This window comes from Calothrix sp. CBUCES-K 9914 (genome assembly GCF_059640475.1).
Genome location: NZ_JBXXZH010000018.1, coordinates 53,584 through 69,016, shown reverse-complemented (window position 1 = coordinate 69,016; position 15,433 = coordinate 53,584). Strand labels below are relative to the sequence as shown.

The following is a 15,433-nucleotide window of genomic DNA, read 5'->3' as shown; positions in this document are numbered from 1 at the left end:
AGCATTTTAGGTGTTCAGCGAAGCGATATTCATTTTTTGGATAAACCAGATGGAAGTTTACTCAATTTACGCTCGGAGCTTAGGCAGAACACAATTGAACAAATTATGGAACTTTTAAAAAAATACAACCCGCAGGAAGTTTATGTCCCCCATTATAAAGATTGTCATTGCGACCATGAAGCAACACACGTACTAGTTAAAGAAGCAATCACGCAACTCAAAACCGATGTTGATTTACTCCAGTACCCAATTTGGATATTTTGGCGGGCGCCATTATTTGTTATGCTCAAGCTCAAGGATATCGTGGCAGCGAGAAAATTATCAATTACCGAAGTCCAAACGCAAAAACGCGAAGCAATTGCGTCGTATGATTCGCAGTTAGAATCCTTACCGCGCGGTTTTGTGAACCGATTTTTAAGTTCGCATGAAATCTTCTTTAAAGTTGAGCTATCCTCTTTCGATTAGCTTTCATTGCGTATTAAACTTTATATCTATATATTTAAATACTTATTGTTTAAATACTTATTGTAATTATCAGCAGGCGCCGTGGAGATAAATTAAATGCGTATACTGCATATTGCCAACCATATAGAAGAAATTGGTAACGGTATTGTGAATGTGGCAGTAGACCTAGCTTGTTCGCAAGCTTCACAAGGTCATCAAGTTGCCGTCGCATCAGCAGGTGGAGAATATGAAACCTTACTTACTCAATACGGTGTCAAGCACTTCAATCTAGACCAGTCGCGAAAACCACTCAACCTTGTTAACGCTGCTCGCAGTTTCCTTTGGATCATAAGACAATTTCAACCAGACATCATTCATGGACACATGATGACGGGTATATTGCTTGCGTGGTTTTTACGTTCGGGTTCAGAGTACGGTTTAGTTTCAACCGTTCACAACGAGTTTCAAACTAGTTCAATTTTGATGGGACTTGCCGACCGTGTTATTGCAGTTAGTCATGCGGTGGGAGAGTCAATGGTACATCGTGGTATCCCCAGACATAAAATTCGAGTAGTGGGTAACGCAACCCTCAATAGTCCACGCAACCCCAAAATTAAAGATTGTTTACCAGTACCGTTAAAGCGTCCAGCAATTACCACCGTTGCTGGAATGTTCAAACGTAAAGGTATTACTGAATTAATCGATGCTTTTATTGAAGTTGCTCCTAAATTCACTGACGCACATCTATATTTAGTTGGCAATGGAGTCGATAGAGAAGAGTTTGAAGCTTATGCCAGAAAAAGTGAGTACTCCGACCGCATCCACTTTGAAGGGTTTCAACCTCATCCCCAGCGGTATATGCTCTCAACAGATATATTTGTATTAGCTTCGCATCACGAATCTTTTGGTTTGGTTTTAACTGAAGCTAGAGAAGCCGGTTGTGCTATTGTTGCCTCCGATGTAGATGGTATTCCAGAAACATTAGATAATCGACAAGCTGGTATACTAGTACCATCAAAAAATAGTAGTGCTTTGGCAGAAGCTTTATCCAAGTTACTGAGTGAACCATCAAATCTTAACGAATGGAAATGTAAAGCGCAGCAGAACTTGGAACGTTTTCATGTGATGCGCGCGTCTCTTGCAACGCTTTGTGTTTACCATGAGTTAGTTCAAGAATATAGTCACCTTAAAGCTGTGTAGTAAAATTGTAGCAATTTTTTATATTGTTGGTAAAATAATGGTGAATATGCTTCCTTTCCCAAGCTCTGATTCAACCGTAAGTTGACCTGAGTGCTTAACTTCAATTATTTGCTTACATATCGATAAACCTAACCCAGTTCCTTTACCAATTGATTTAGTTGTATATAAATGGTCAAAAATACGGGTTTTTATATCAGCATTCATTCCACAACCGTTATCCTCAATTTTTATAAATACTTGTTGATTATTTATCCCCGTTGATATAGTTATTGTATTAGGATTTTCTTCAATATCCAAATATTTACGGTTATGATTAACTTCTTCAAAACAATCAATCGCATTAGCCAAAATATTCATAAATACTTGATTCAATTGACCAAGGTAGCAATTTACACTGTCAATATTATTGTAGTTTTTAATAACTTGAATTGCTGGACGAGTCTCGTTAGCTTTAAGTCTATGAGATAAAATCATTAAGGTACTATCAATACCTTCATGAATATTAGCGCTTGTTTTTATATCGGTATCACTACGGGAAAATGTACGTAGTGAAGTGCTGATTTCACGAATACGGTCGCAACCTATCTTCATGGAAGCAAGCATCTTAGGTAGGTCTTCAACTAAGTATTCTAAATCAACTTCCGCAATTTTATTTTCGACCCGCGCGTTATCTATAGGAACTTCTTGTTGGTAAAGTCGTAAACAGTCAATAATATCTTTAACACCTCTCAAAGCTTCGTCAAGATTCCCTGAAATAAAGCCAATGGGATTATTGATTTCGTGTGCTACTCCTGCAACTAAGTTACCCAAGCTTGACATTTTTTCATTTTGAATCAACTGTAACTGTGAATCTTGCAACTGTTTTAAAGTTGCCGTCAACTCATATGTACGTTCGTTCACACGTCGTTCGAGTTGTCGAGTTAAATTACGAAGCTGTAAGTGAGTAGAAACGCGCGCTAAAATTTCTTCTCGTTGAAATGGTTTGGTAATATAATCTACGGCGCCAACTGAAAAACCTTTGACTTTCTGTTCGGTGTCGGAAAGTGCGGTCATAAAAATAATCGGTATATCTTGAGTATTGGGAGACGCTTTTAAATGCTTACAAGTATCAAAACCGTTGATCCCTGGCATCATAACATCGAGTAATATCAAATCGGGTAAAACTATTTGCAGTTTTTCAAGGGCACTTTCTCCGGTTTGAGCAACAAGCACACGATAGCCAACCGACTTTAAGCACTCAAATAACACCTTTACATTCGTCGGGTTATCATCGACAATTAGAATTTGGTTTTGTATGGTGTCATTCATGGCTTTCCTCCATCGCTTGCTGGACTAATTTGAGAATCTCGGTTTCGTTCATCTCAGAAACAAGCTGCAACAACTTGTTCGCGAACCCCTCGAAATTTACATTTAATTGTTTAATTCGATGCGCTTCTAATTCAATCGCTTCAATATCTCCGATACGCGCGCTTCGGTGCAGTGATTCTAATTCTATCGGTGGTGGTATCTGAAACATTGCCTTCGAGTCAATTATCTGATAAGATTTTGATAATCTTTCTCGTTTTGCTTTTCCTGTTTCATAAATCCATGACAAATTTAAATATCGACTGACTTGTACGAGCAATTCGTCAACATCAACGGGTTTCGGTAAAAAATCATTCGCTCCAGCTTCGATACTTTCGGTACGGTCAGTATTAAATACGCTTGCAGAGGAAACGATAATTGCACAATTTACTTTTTTGGCGCCACTGTTAGATTGTAATTGCCGTAACTGTCGTGTCAAAGATAGTCCAGAAAGAATAGGCATCGCTAAATCAGTAATAATTAAATCTGGTTGAAACAACAAAGCTCTATCGAGTCCTTCTTGCCCATCTGACGCTTCGATGCACTCAAAACCTAACGGTTGAAGCATATTTACAATCACCGAACGGTTATCCCAACGGTCATCTACTACTAATATTTTCTTCCTATTTCCTTCATAGCCAACAATAGTACCTGTATCCTGCTGACTATCAACACCGCGCTCAATTTCAGGTAGTTCAACATCGAACCAAAAAGTACTGCCTTCACCAAGAGTACTACTAACTTTAATCCTACTACCCATCAAATGTATAATTCGCTGGCTAATTGCTAACCCCAGTCCAGTTCCTTCTATCGAACGTCGTTTACTGCCAACTTGCTCGAAGGGAAGAAAGATTTTTCCTAGTTCTTCTTCTTTGATCCCAATACCACTATCTTCGATTTGAAAACGAATTTTACAAACAGGAATTGGAAGGTTTGCTGACTGACTCCGAATAATGTCTACTTTAAAAACGACTTTTCCTTTCTCAGTAAATTTGATTGCATTTCCCAGGAGATTAATTAGTACTTGTCGCAAACGCTTTTCATCGGTATGTACAACTTGATGACTCAGTTTGCTTGTTTCGTAAATAAAGCTGATATCTTTTTGCTGCGCGCGAACTTGACAAATCTCTACAATGCCATCAAGGAATGAACGAAGGTCAAAGTCACTGTAGTATAAATCAAACTTACGTGCTTCAATTTTGGAAAGGTCGAGAATATCGTTGATTAAAGTCAACAGGTGTGAACCGCACTGATGAATTGTATCAATTTTTTGCTTGTAAGTTTGTTCGAGCTTGCTATCACGCTGAAGAATTTGTGCGTAGCCTAATATACCATTCAACGGTGTGCGAAGTTCATGACTCATCGAAGCGAGAAATTCGCTTTTCGCGCGGTTGGCACTATCTGCAAGTTCTTTTGCTGCAAGAAGTTCTGCTGTGCGTTGTTCCACACGCTGCTCAAGTTTTTCATTCACTTGTTGCAGCGCTAACTCAGCTTTTTTACGCAATGTTATATCTTGACATGTACTAAGTATACCAATAATGTTACCCTCAGCATCCTGCAGCGGAACTTTACTCGTTTCCATCCACGCGCGTCCCGACTCCTGAAGTTGTGATTCAATAATCCCTAACATGGGCTTACCAGAATTTACAACAATGCGGTCACACTCGCGATAATAATTAGCTTCAATAATTTCCCACGGTAAATCATAATCGGTTTTGCCAATAATATCTTCCGGTGAAGCAACTCCAGCAACTTGGGCAAAATTACTGTTACAACCTAAAAAGACGGAGTTACGGTCTTTCCAGTAAACATGTAAAGGAATAGTATCTAAAATCAGCTTGAGAAATTGCTGCGACTCTCGTAACTTCAGTCTTTCCTCTCTCCGTTCAGTAACATCGATCCCAATACACACAATACCAATAATATTTCCCTCGCTATTACGCAATGGTATTTTTTGACTATCGTAAATACGTCGTGAACCATCGGATGCGGTCATCACATCATAATGATTGTTTATAGTTTCTCCCGCTAGGACTTTTGTATCATCATGACGTAAACCGCTGATCTGTTTATGAGGGTTCCCAAAAACTAACTCTTCAGGAAAACCAATTTCTAAATCATTTTTACCAAGGATTTCTTCAAAAGTTTTACCAACTCCATCAGCAAAACCACGATTTGCAAGAATATAGCGAAAGTTACGGTCTTTGACGGAAATCCAATTTGAAGTTGCATCAATTACGCTGCGTAATAAGTTTGCTTGATACTCAATTTGTTCGAGACTTGCAACAAGTGCAGCTTCAGCAAATTTACGGTCGCTAATATCGATTGCGACACCAATCAAACCTTCGACTTTACCAGCTTTGTTTTGAATTGGTGTGTTGCGAACTTCAAAAAACACACCTCCAATATTGGTTTTATAACTTAATGTTTCACCTGCAAACGCGCGCTTGGTATTTTCAATGACATCAGGGTAGTCTTTAAATAAATCGTATATTGATTGTCCTGTTATATTACCTGGTTTTATTTTCAAACTTAAAGCTTCCAAACCTTGACCATCAGAAAAGTTGAATCTACCGTCTTTATCTAAAGCGTAAAGAACAATTGGCGCCGAACCAATAACAGTTCGTAAACGTTCCTCACTTTGACGTAGTGCGTCCTCAACAACTTTACGTTGAGTAATATCAATAATTACACCATCCCAAATAATTGACCCATCAGCTTGAAGTTCAGGACGAGATGTTGCTTGTACCCACTTCTGTTTTCCTGAAGGTAAATTAAATCTTCCTTCCCATATCCAAGGTTGTAAAGTTTGGGCAGAAATTGCTACTGACTCTTGGTAACTTTGATGGTCATCTGGATGTAAATTCTGAAATAACAGTAATGTCTCTTTTGCCGCTTGTTCAGGAGTCACTTCGCACAATTCACGACACCCTGAACTGACATAGGGAAGCGATACAGAACCATCTTTATCACGACAAAATTGGTAAATAACTCCAGGTATATTATCAGCTACACGTTGAAATCGCGCTTCGCTAATTCGCAGTTGCTTTGTACGTTCGATTAATTGTGACTGAACTTGGTGTAAGTCTTGTAACAATTCTTCTAGCCCTTGAAACCTATAGGCATTATCTAGTAGTATTGCCGCTTGAGTACAGAGTATATTTAATACTTGTATCTTTGTATCAGTAAATACATCTTTTAAATCACTTTCTAAATAAATAACACCTATTAGGGGACCGCAGTTATTTAAGTTATTTAGGTTATTTAAATTGTTTAAGTTATTTAAGTTAATTATAGGTATACAAAAACAACTCTTTGGGCGATGTTCCAAGTAAGTATCGTTAGCGTGGTTAACAAGAACAGGTTTTAAAGTACGCTGAACTTCTTGTAAAGCAGGACATTGCTCCAAATCTTGATTATCCCACAGAGGGTAAGAACCAACAATTTTCAATTCTCGAACAGAATTACTTAGTAGTACAACACCTCGGTTGGCGCCTGTATGTTGAACAACTGCCTTTGCCAGACTATGTACCAATTGATCGAGTTGAATATGACTCGAAAGTTGATGTAAAGTTTTAATAACGCTTTCTAGGCCAGAAGTTGACAGTGAGATATCAACCTCAGTGGCAGAAAAGCTTTGCTTTGATTCAGAACTAGAAACACTCCCTGTTTTCATCAGCTACTATATTCCTGAACTATCCTCTTACTGTGTAGTATTCCCAGTTAGAGCAACAGAATTTAAGCCGATAGAGAGAAATTTGAGCAAAATGTAAGAAAATTAGTTTTTTGAGATTTTACTGAGCAAATTCAAGAGAACAACCTTTGAACATCCACCTGGATTTGTGAAATTTGAATGAAGCCACTGTACAACGTTTTTTCAGAAGTGTAAGCGCCATTTACAATATTTGAGTAATGAATAACCTTCAAACTTTTTAAATCTACTACAACATAATCAGGAATACCAACAGAGGCGTAAACATCTCGTTTGATACCTGTATCTTTGCCCTGAGTACTATAAGAATATTCTATAATCAAGCAAATATCTTCAGGGTATGGGTGGCGTTGGCTGTAATCTTGCTCTCGAACAATAGCAATATCAGGTTCCGGTTCCGAATCACTAAGCGTAATTGGTTTACCTTGTCGTGCCCACCAACCTTCTCCAAACAATCTTTCCAAATAGCGCGCGGATGTTTCGCAGCGATGAGCATGATTTGGACCTTCCGGCGCCATATCAACAATTTCTCCTCGAATTAATTCACAACGATGTTCCGCCAGAACTCCTGTAGCTACAATACAGTGATAATCATCAACACTCCAGCGATGCCGCACTAAAGTACTCACAATACACCTTTTGCTGTTAGCCTATGATTTTTTTAATCATAAAGTATAAACACAAAAAAATCCTAGTCACATCGACGAAACCAGGATTTTAATTTAATCAACGTAGGTTCAATAAGCTTATTCCATAGCGCGAACACCAGAAGGGTTAGGACGATTTTTGTGGTCTTCTTCAATGGTTTGTTCAATTGCATAAACATCGGGCCATACGGTGGCGCCGTGTTCATAAGCATCAATACCGATAACATCAGCATCGGGATGAACGCGAAGTCTACCTATAGCTTTTAGGGCACCAAACATTAAGAATGAGAAGGCGACTGTAAACACTGCAATTGATGCAACACCAATTAACTGAATGCCTAGTAATCTAAATCCTCCACCCATGAACAAACCAGATAGACCTGCAGCTTCACCAGCGGGTTTATTAGTCAGCGATGAGATTCCAAAGAATCCGATAGAAAGAGTACCCATCATACCGTTCATCCCGTGAACAGCAAAGGCGCCTACAGGATCATCAATATGAAGTGACTCAATTAAATCAACACCTAAAACTACTAAAATACCACCAGTCAAACCAATCAGAACTGCCGCCCAAGTTGGTACAAAAGCACAAGGTGCAGTAATAGCAACCAATCCAGCTAATGAACCATTTAGACAGTAGACTAAATCCCACTTCTTACTCCGGAAGTACTGGAACAGCATCGCTGAAAAAGCTGCCGCACCTGCTGCCAAAGTGGTATTAACTGTCACCAAACCAATTAAGCCTGTATTGCCAGTGCTTAAAGTCGAACCAGGGTTAAAGCCATACCAGCCAAACCACAAAATCATCGTTCCTAAAGTCGCCAAACCCAAGTTGTGAGCAGGTGGCAACGTTCCCCATGCTGGACGACCTGGACGTGGACCAAGTAAATAGGCGCCTACAAGAGCAGTCCAACCACCAACACTATGAACAACTGAACTACCAGCAAAGTCGTTATATCCCATCTTGAACAGCCAACCGTTACTGTTCCATACCCAATGAACAATAATCGGATAACTAAATGCTCCCATGATGGCACTGTAAATTAAGTCACCGACAAAATCGGTTCTTCCTGCCATCGAACCAGTGGTAATAGTACTCGCTGTTGCAGCAAACGCAAACTGAAAAAAGAACAATGTGTACGTGTTTATTGCAGCAGTAGAACCTGGGGCGCCTAATGGATAACTACCATCTGCACCAGGTAACTGACTCAAAAAGAAAGTATCAGTACCAATCAAACCAAAAGCACTACTACCGAAAGCAATACCAAAACCAACAGCCCACCAAACTAAGATAGTAGTTGCTGCATCAACAAAGTTTTCCAGCAGCGCATTAACTACTCCGCGCTGACGTATCAAACCAGCTTCCAGCATCGCAAAGCCAGTTTGCATAAAGAATACCAAAAACCCTGTTAACAAAACCCAAGTTGTATCAATCGAAACTTGTAGGTTATTGGTTTTATCTGAAAGTGACTGTAAAGTTGGGGGGTCTGCCGCATGGGCAATAGTGGGGGCAAAAATAGCAAAGACCATTGAGGCTATCGCCAGAGCCATTAAGCGATGCCTTGTTTGAGTGCGCTTATTCATGTTTATCACATCAAGTAGGTAATGATAAAACGCAGTATTTAAGAGTAAACCTAAGCTAACTACTCTTAGTACTTTTTTTTACCTTTGTTTATGTCAACACATCAAAAGTTGCAAACAGGTTGTGTATTATTTCAACCTGCTGAAACTTCAAACAAATCTAATAAATTTGTTATCGATTGTGTATTTTTGGATAGTTTGATTCTGTAGCACTCAATACAATTTGTCAGAACTTTGCAAACTTCGACACAATTTCATACCTAGTGTAAATTCTTGTATTCGTTCATCTGTCAGTATTCATTAACTTCAATCTTATTTATTAATTTTTATTACTCGTACTAAGGACTTCAGTCCTTATAAGGAATATGCTGAAAACCTCGCCCTTTTAAGGCGGGGATGAAAGCTGTTAGAAACCTTTTAAGATATTGAGAGTGCATCGAGTTCTGCCTCTTGAGAATCCCTCCTTCTTTAGGGGAGGGAGCCGTCAACTTTCTCCAAATAATCCCGATAACCAACCTCTTCCAACTTTGACTGTTTCTTCATTACTGAGTCTCTTAAACTACTCCTATACTCTTGAACTTTTACCAGTAATTCAGGTTGATAAATAGCAACAATTTGTACAGCCAACAAACCAGCATTTTTAGCATTACCAATAGCAACAGTAGCAACAGGAATACCTGCTGGCATTTGCACTATTGAGTATAAAGAATCAACACCTTGCAAATGACGACTAGAAACAGGGACACCAATTACAGGTAGTGGTGTTAGTGATGCTACCATCCCAGGCAAATGTGCGGCGCCACCAGCACCAGCGATAATAACCTTAATACCGCGTTCGTGTGCCGACTTGGCATATTCAAACATACGTTCAGGAGTACGGTGTGCGCTAACAATAGCGACTTCACAACTTACCCCAAATTCTTCACAGATAGTAATAGCGTCTTTCATCGTAGGCAAATCAGAGTCGCTACCCATAATGATGCCGATAATAGGTGACATATTTTTGCTTTACTTAGTAAAAGTATTAAAGTTATATTTCTATAATTACTATGCTTACACCTATAGATATTATCAACGCGCGTGTACCTGGTTACAAAGGTTTACAGATGTTATTGATAAGTGAGGGTACTGTTCAAAGGATTTTACCAATGGGTACAGTCTTTAAACGAGTGGCGCCAGATAATTGGCAAGTTGTGGACGTTAAAGGGGATTGGATATCTTTAGGTGGTGTAGATTTACAGATTAACGGTGGTTTATGTTTAGCATTTCCTGATTTGAGTTCCGATAATGCTCATGTACTGCCTAAAATATGTGAATTCTTATGGAATAACGGTGTTGATAGCTTTCTACCGACTTTAGTTACAACGAAGGTAGAAAACATCCAGCGCGCGTTAACTGTAATTGCCGATTATGTAAAGAGTAATACCACATCACAACCTACTGCCCAAATTTTAGGTGTGCATTTAGAAGGGCCTTTTTTAAACTACCAAAAACGCGGCGCCCATCCTGCTGAATATTTACTGCCTTTAACTATCAATGAACTGCTACGAGTTCTAGGCGACTATGCCCATATAGTAAAAGTAATCACGCTTGCTCCGGAGCTAGACCCAACAGCAGAAGTAATTAAATATTTACGCTCGCAAAATATTACCGTAAGCCTTGGACACTCGCAAGCGACCGCAGCACAAGCTAATACAGCATTTGAAAACGGCGCCACAATGGTAACACACGCATTTAACGCCATGCCACCTTTACACCACCGTGAACCCGGTTTATTAGGTGCTGCTATTACCAACCAAAATGTGATGTGTGGGTTCATAGCAGATGGACAACACGTCTCACCAACTATGCTAGATATACTTTTGCGTGCCAGTGATTACGAAAAAGGCTTATTTCTTGTTAGCGATGCATTGGCGCCTTTAGGATTTCCCGATGGTATTTACCCGTGGGATAGTCGTGAAATAGAAGTAAAAAATGGTACAGCAAGACTACCCGACGGTACACTATCAGGTACAACACTGCCATTATTAATAGGAGTGCAAAACTTGGTGAAGTGGGGTATTTGTGACGTTGAAAAAGCTATTAATCTCGCAACTGAGGCGCCACGCATGGCTATAGGCGCCAAATATTTGATACCAGGCGCTAAACTTGGTAATCTTTTACGATGGCACGTTGACGAAGGAAGTGGTGAGGTAAATTGGCAACGGATGATGAACGGATGTAACGGATGGTAAGGTGGAATGGCACTATTTCAAGCATTTTGAGGCACCAATAAATTGGGGTAGGGTGCTTTCAAGCTATTACTATCAATCAATAAGCACGCAAAATACAGTGCTTTCACGCACCATAAATATCGTTAAGATGGTAAGGTGCGTGACGCTACTAGCACTGCGCTTCGTTTGAAAATTTTAGTAGCGTCACGCACCCTACTTTTGTTTGTAAGCAATAACTTATCCGTTACATCCGTTGCGGGGATTATTTACGAGTACTCAATGTCACATCCGCTGACATGCCAGGAGCAATTTTTGATTCAAAACCTTTAATGCTATTGGCATCGAACACAACTTTAACAGGTATGCGCCGGATATTATTCGCTTGATTATTGCCAAAATTGTTACCAGTATTATCGGGAGAAGGAGACGCGACAACATTTGTCGGACTCGAAGACACACTTTCTACCTTCCCTGTAAACTTACGGCTTGGAAATGCGGCAATTTTGATTACAGCTTTTTGTCCAGGCTGTATTTTTTCTAACTGGTTTTCTTTGAAATTAGCAACAACCCAAGGATTCGGTTGTACTATCTCAACAAGCGTTTGTCCCGGTTGTATTTGTTGACCGACACGAATATTAACTTTACCAGTTTGACCTGCCGCAAGCGCATTAACGCTGGCATAAGTCAGCTTTAGTTCGGCTTGTTTAACTTCAGCTTCTCTTTGTGTAACCGTTGCTAATGCTGCTTTGTACTGCTGACGGTTGACTTCAACTTGTCTACTAACAGTGTTTACTGGTTTGGGAACAGCAAGCTTGGGTTGATTGGGATTGGTTGGAACTGAGTTAAATGGTTCAGGTATTATTGTCGGTGGAACGTTGTTGATGTTTTCCCGCGCGACTTCAGCTTGTTGCTTTGCCACATCGAGTGCAGCTTTTGCTTGTGCTAAACCTATTTGATACTCACGAGGGTCAACTTTGATCAAAACTGCTCCTGGGTTAACAGGTTGATTTTCTTTTACTAAGACTTCAGTTACGATACCACCAACGCGCGAAGTCACTGGATAAACATCTGCACTTGTATAAGCAACATCGGTTGTGAGATGGTATCTGTTGAACTGTGACCACTGATAGGAATAATAACCTACTGCGGCAACAGAAGCCCCCAGCAAAGTACCCACAAGTATTTTCGGCAACAGCTTCTTACGCGCGCGTTTGCGCTGTTCTACCTCATGTTCTAATGCTTCTTCTGATGCTTCGATTGGAGTAATAGCAGTAGTATTACCCATTTCATCTACATCATTCTCGCTCCGGTGATTCACCGAATCTTCGATGCGTTCTACATGAACCGTTTGCTGTGAAGAATTTACACTTTCCATTATCGACCTACGCCTTGGTATTAATTTATATAAACTATTAAATGAGAATAGTAAACTCTTTAAGATAAAAGAAAGTCAATACTTTACCTAATCGAGTTTTGCCAAAAAGGTTAAAGAACAGTTAACTACTAGTTTCAGTGATTTAATTTATCCCTCCGAAACAAATTGCAATTAATTTTTCAACAAAATACATTTCTATTTGAGCGAATTTTATCCCTGATTTGTTTAACCACTATTTATTCAACCACAAATGCCCTTGGATTGTTCCCCTCTATATTGATTTTTTTACCCGTGCCTACGGGGAACATTTCTGCATACATCTGTTCTAGCTCTTTCCCTGTGAGCCTATCACCTGCTACTTTAAAGGATTGAGAAAGGTTGATTTATTTAACTATATGAACGTAGCTGACGATAAAACGATTGTTAAAGATTATTTCAATTCCACAGGTTTTGACCGTTGGAAGCGTATCTACGGCGACGGTGAGGTCAATAAAGTCCAGCTTGATATTCGCAATGGGCACCAGCAAACAGTCGATAAAGTGATAAATTGGCTCAAAGCTGATGATAACCTAGCTGGACTGTCCATTTGTGACGCTGGGTGTGGTGTGGGTAGTTTGAGCATTCCACTTGCTGAGGCTGGAGCTAAAGTCTACGCTAGCGATATTTCTGAAATGATGGTGGGAGAGGCAAGAGAACGCGCGGAAAGTCTTTTTGGCAATAATGATAATCCCGTATTCGATGTACAAGATTTAGCTGCTTTGGGAGGAAAATACCACACGGTAATTTGTCTTGATGTTCTTATTCATTACCCTGTAGACGATGCATCAGCAATGATATCCCACTTGTGTTCGCTTGCCGAGTCACGAATTATACTGAGCTTTGCGCCAAAAACCTTTGCGTTAAGTTTGTTGAAGAAAATAGGAAGTTTTTTCCCAGGCGCCAGTAAAGCAACAAGAGCTTATCTTCATAGAGAAGCGGATGTAGTCAAGTTTTTGCAAGCAAATGGCTTCACAGTTAAACGTTCATCTATGACAAAGACTCGATTTTACTTTTCACGACTAGTGGAAGCTACGCGATAAGTGAGGTTAAAATCGCGGCAAGATATACACATAATCTTCACTGCGTATGAAACTCCTCACAAAGTTTGCTGCTGGTTCGATGCTCTCGCTTGGGTTTGCCTTTCTGATGGTTTCCACATCAGCTTTGTCATCATTGCAAGATAAAGATAATAATTCTTTACAAATCCGTGAAGCTACAGACGAGGCAATTGGGTGCATTTCTTTAGGTTTACCGTTGGTTGTAGGTGGAGGATCGCTACTTTTCGGACTGCGGCGCCAAAACCGCAAACTGCTATCTCAACACCTCCAGTCAACTTTTTACAATTTGGTTGAACAAAACAAAGGGCGCATCTCCGTACTAAACTTTGCTAAAGAAGCAAATATTACAGGAATAGAAGCAAGACAGTACCTTGATCTCAAAGCAAAGGAGTTCAACGCTACGTTCGACTTCGGCAAAGAAGGGGGTATATATTATTACTTCCATGTCTAATTAGATTACTTGGGTAAAGCGTAAAACGTAAAGGTTTTCCTTTACCCTGTTTATGAAATTTAGTGGAACGTAAACGAAAGTGAAGTTAGAATCGCACATGATGCTTCAAATCTGAAACACAATTATGAAGACTGCCGAAAAATTGGCTTCATTTTGGCTACTCACACTCGGATTCATGTTTTTATCAATATCGGCGACAACAATACTAGAAAAAAAGGCTGCTGAAAGAGTAGTGCTTTCACCGATAAATGATAATAATCCTGCTTTAGACTTTCCACCTGAAATTGATAATAGTACAGCAGGTACTACTAATGCCGTTGCTGGAATTGTATTTGGACTACCAACTTCAATATTGGGGGGATGGTTAGCGCTCTCTGTATATAGGCAAAATAAACAAGAGAAAAAAGCCCTTCAGCAGCAGCAAACAGAGCGTTTGCAGTCAATTTTTTACCAGATGGTGCAAGAAAACCACGGAAGGGTTACACTATTAGGGTTTGCAATGCAGTCACAACTACCACCAGCGACTGCGAAAGATTATTTAGACACTAGAGCTAGGGAATTCAACGCCAATTTTAAAATCAGCGAAGAAGGTTCTGTTTCTTATCATTTTGATGTTTAAGAGCAGTGCAAGGCGTGCGAGTCTTAAAATAATATCTATGAAACAAATATTTTTGACTATCGCAGCACTATGTGGCGCCTCTGGAGTTGCAGCAGGCGCCTTCGCTACGCATTCGTTACGAGGGCTGTTAAGTGAGCGCGCGCTGTCCATTTTTGAAGTTGGCACTCGCTACCAAATGTATCATGCCCTGGCACTTCTTGCTGTTGCTATTTTATTAAGCAATAGCCCAGAGCCTAACAGAATACTTATTGCTAGTGGATGGTTATTTATTACTGGTATCTTATTATTTTCAGGTAGTTTGTACGCTCTCAGTTTGACAAACGTAACTAACCTAGGTATATTAACACCCCTTGGTGGCGCCGCTTTTATTGCTGGCTGGATAACTTTAGCTTTTTATAGTTTAGGTAAAAAGGGTAGTTAAAGTTGATTATACTCATGCTCTTGCCTTTGAATTTCTTGCAGTAACAGTTGTTCGCGCTGCGATGCCCATTCAACTTTTTCTAATAATTTTTGTTTGTAAGCGCGCACTTCTTCAAACTGCTTTTGATATTTATAAGGGTCGAGATAGTTACCTACTAATTTATCTCTTTCTGTATCTGATATTGGTTTACCCGATACTGCGTGTTGTTCGGAAGCGTATAATTCTTCTTGCCATTTGAGAAGTTCCTCACTAGTTTTCATTGATTTAATTTCCTGCGTCACCGTATCGTCTCTTTAATTCAAAGGGACGGGCAAGGATGCCCATCCCAC

14 protein-coding genes are annotated in these 15,433 nt (G+C 39.8%); 7 read left to right on the top strand and 7 right to left on the bottom strand.

The features are described from left to right. Both AC2JBO_RS06215 and AC2JBO_RS06210 read left to right on the top strand, forming a co-directional pair. Positions 1 to 465 (top strand): PIG-L deacetylase family protein (locus AC2JBO_RS06215; protein ID WP_496952759.1); only part of this gene is annotated, 465 nt, incomplete at its 5' end. 96 nt (positions 466 to 561) lie between these two features. Continuing rightward, a complete protein-coding gene (locus AC2JBO_RS06210) occupies positions 562 to 1,644 on the top strand; it encodes a glycosyltransferase family 4 protein (protein WP_496952758.1) in 1,083 nt (360 codons plus the stop codon). Between the two features lie 18 nt (positions 1,645 to 1,662). Here AC2JBO_RS06210 and AC2JBO_RS06205 read toward each other — a convergent pair whose 3' ends face one another. The 5 genes from AC2JBO_RS06205 to purE all read right to left on the bottom strand — a co-directional run bounded on the left by AC2JBO_RS06205 (position 1,663) and on the right by purE (position 9,927). Further along, the gene (locus tag AC2JBO_RS06205) at positions 1,663 to 2,952 is read right to left on the bottom strand and encodes a sensor histidine kinase (RefSeq protein ID WP_496952757.1); all 1,290 of its coding nucleotides are present in this window, start codon (positions 2,950 to 2,952) and stop codon (positions 1,663 to 1,665) included. Then, positions 2,945 to 6,664 (bottom strand): PAS domain-containing protein, encoded by a 3,720-nt coding sequence (locus AC2JBO_RS06200; protein WP_496952756.1) that lies wholly within the window; start codon positions 6,662 to 6,664, stop codon positions 2,945 to 2,947. Before AC2JBO_RS06200 ends, AC2JBO_RS06205 begins: the two co-directional genes overlap by 8 nt. A 131-nt stretch (positions 6,665 to 6,795) precedes the next feature. Then, positions 6,796 to 7,329 (bottom strand): Uma2 family endonuclease, encoded by a 534-nt coding sequence (locus AC2JBO_RS06195; protein WP_496952755.1) that lies wholly within the window; start codon positions 7,327 to 7,329, stop codon positions 6,796 to 6,798. A gap of 117 nt (positions 7,330 to 7,446) precedes the next feature. Then, entirely contained in the window at positions 7,447 to 8,931 is a 1,485-nt protein-coding gene (locus AC2JBO_RS06190; protein ID WP_496952754.1) for an ammonium transporter, read from the bottom strand. A 465-nt stretch (positions 8,932 to 9,396) separates the two neighbouring features. Further along, complete coding sequence (purE, locus tag AC2JBO_RS06185; RefSeq protein WP_496952753.1) at positions 9,397 to 9,927, bottom strand: 5-(carboxyamino)imidazole ribonucleotide mutase; 531 nt, start codon at positions 9,925 to 9,927, stop codon at positions 9,397 to 9,399. Between the two features lie 50 nt (positions 9,928 to 9,977). Between purE and nagA the strand changes: the two genes are divergently transcribed. Next, the gene (gene nagA, locus AC2JBO_RS06180) at positions 9,978 to 11,162 is read left to right on the top strand and encodes an N-acetylglucosamine-6-phosphate deacetylase (RefSeq protein ID WP_496952752.1); all 1,185 of its coding nucleotides are present in this window, start codon (positions 9,978 to 9,980) and stop codon (positions 11,160 to 11,162) included. Between the two features lie 241 nt (positions 11,163 to 11,403). Here the strand turns inward: nagA and AC2JBO_RS06175 are convergent, their stop codons facing one another. Beyond that, positions 11,404 to 12,516 carry an HlyD family secretion protein gene (locus AC2JBO_RS06175; protein ID WP_496952751.1) on the bottom strand — a complete coding sequence of 371 codons (1,113 nt, stop codon included), beginning with the start codon at positions 12,514 to 12,516 and terminating at the stop codon, positions 11,404 to 11,406. A gap of 395 nt (positions 12,517 to 12,911) precedes the next feature. On the opposite strand from AC2JBO_RS06175, the gene bchM reads away from it, so the two are divergent. From bchM to AC2JBO_RS06155, 4 genes are all read left to right on the top strand, one after another. Beyond that, positions 12,912 to 13,595: a magnesium protoporphyrin IX methyltransferase gene (gene bchM / locus AC2JBO_RS06170; RefSeq protein ID WP_496952750.1), complete on the top strand. Its 684-nt coding sequence runs from the start codon at positions 12,912 to 12,914 to the stop codon at positions 13,593 to 13,595. Positions 13,596 to 13,641: 46 nt separating this feature from the next. Further along, a complete protein-coding gene (locus tag AC2JBO_RS06165) occupies positions 13,642 to 14,064 on the top strand; it encodes a hypothetical protein (protein ID WP_496952749.1) in 423 nt (140 codons plus the stop codon). Between the two features lie 124 nt (positions 14,065 to 14,188). Then, entirely contained in the window at positions 14,189 to 14,683 is a 495-nt protein-coding gene (locus AC2JBO_RS06160; protein WP_496952748.1) for a hypothetical protein, read from the top strand. A 37-nt stretch (positions 14,684 to 14,720) separates the two neighbouring features. After that, positions 14,721 to 15,104 carry a DUF423 domain-containing protein gene (locus tag AC2JBO_RS06155; protein ID WP_496952747.1) on the top strand — a complete coding sequence of 128 codons (384 nt, stop codon included), beginning with the start codon at positions 14,721 to 14,723 and terminating at the stop codon, positions 15,102 to 15,104. On the opposite strand, the gene AC2JBO_RS06150 is transcribed toward AC2JBO_RS06155, so the two are convergent. Next, the gene (locus tag AC2JBO_RS06150; protein ID WP_496952746.1) at positions 15,101 to 15,364 is read right to left on the bottom strand and encodes a hypothetical protein; all 264 of its coding nucleotides are present in this window, start codon (positions 15,362 to 15,364) and stop codon (positions 15,101 to 15,103) included. The two genes, AC2JBO_RS06155 and AC2JBO_RS06150, sit on opposite strands and share 4 nt — an antisense overlap. Positions 15,365 to 15,433: the final 69 nt, after the last annotated feature.

What these genes read in the sequence shown, in the direction of transcription:
- AC2JBO_RS06210 (WP_496952758.1), top strand. Translation starts at nt 562, where the DNA reads ATGCGTATACTGCATATTGCCAACCATATAGAAGAAATTGGTAACGGT.
- AC2JBO_RS06205 (WP_496952757.1), bottom strand. Translation starts at nt 2,952, where the DNA reads ATGAATGACACCATACAAAACCAAATTCTAATTGTCGATGATAACCCG.
- AC2JBO_RS06200 (WP_496952756.1), bottom strand. Translation starts at nt 6,664, where the DNA reads ATGAAAACAGGGAGTGTTTCTAGTTCTGAATCAAAGCAAAGCTTTTCT.
- AC2JBO_RS06190 (WP_496952754.1), bottom strand. Translation starts at nt 8,931, where the DNA reads ATGAATAAGCGCACTCAAACAAGGCATCGCTTAATGGCTCTGGCGATA.
- purE (WP_496952753.1), bottom strand. Translation starts at nt 9,927, where the DNA reads ATGTCACCTATTATCGGCATCATTATGGGTAGCGACTCTGATTTGCCT.
- nagA (WP_496952752.1), top strand. Translation starts at nt 9,978, where the DNA reads ATGCTTACACCTATAGATATTATCAACGCGCGTGTACCTGGTTACAAA.
- AC2JBO_RS06175 (WP_496952751.1), bottom strand. Translation starts at nt 12,516, where the DNA reads ATGGAAAGTGTAAATTCTTCACAGCAAACGGTTCATGTAGAACGCATC.
- bchM (WP_496952750.1), top strand. Translation starts at nt 12,912, where the DNA reads ATGAACGTAGCTGACGATAAAACGATTGTTAAAGATTATTTCAATTCC.
- AC2JBO_RS06165 (WP_496952749.1), top strand. Translation starts at nt 13,642, where the DNA reads ATGAAACTCCTCACAAAGTTTGCTGCTGGTTCGATGCTCTCGCTTGGG.
- AC2JBO_RS06160 (WP_496952748.1), top strand. Translation starts at nt 14,189, where the DNA reads ATGAAGACTGCCGAAAAATTGGCTTCATTTTGGCTACTCACACTCGGA.
- AC2JBO_RS06155 (WP_496952747.1), top strand. Translation starts at nt 14,721, where the DNA reads ATGAAACAAATATTTTTGACTATCGCAGCACTATGTGGCGCCTCTGGA.
- AC2JBO_RS06150 (WP_496952746.1), bottom strand. Translation starts at nt 15,364, where the DNA reads ATGAAAACTAGTGAGGAACTTCTCAAATGGCAAGAAGAATTATACGCT.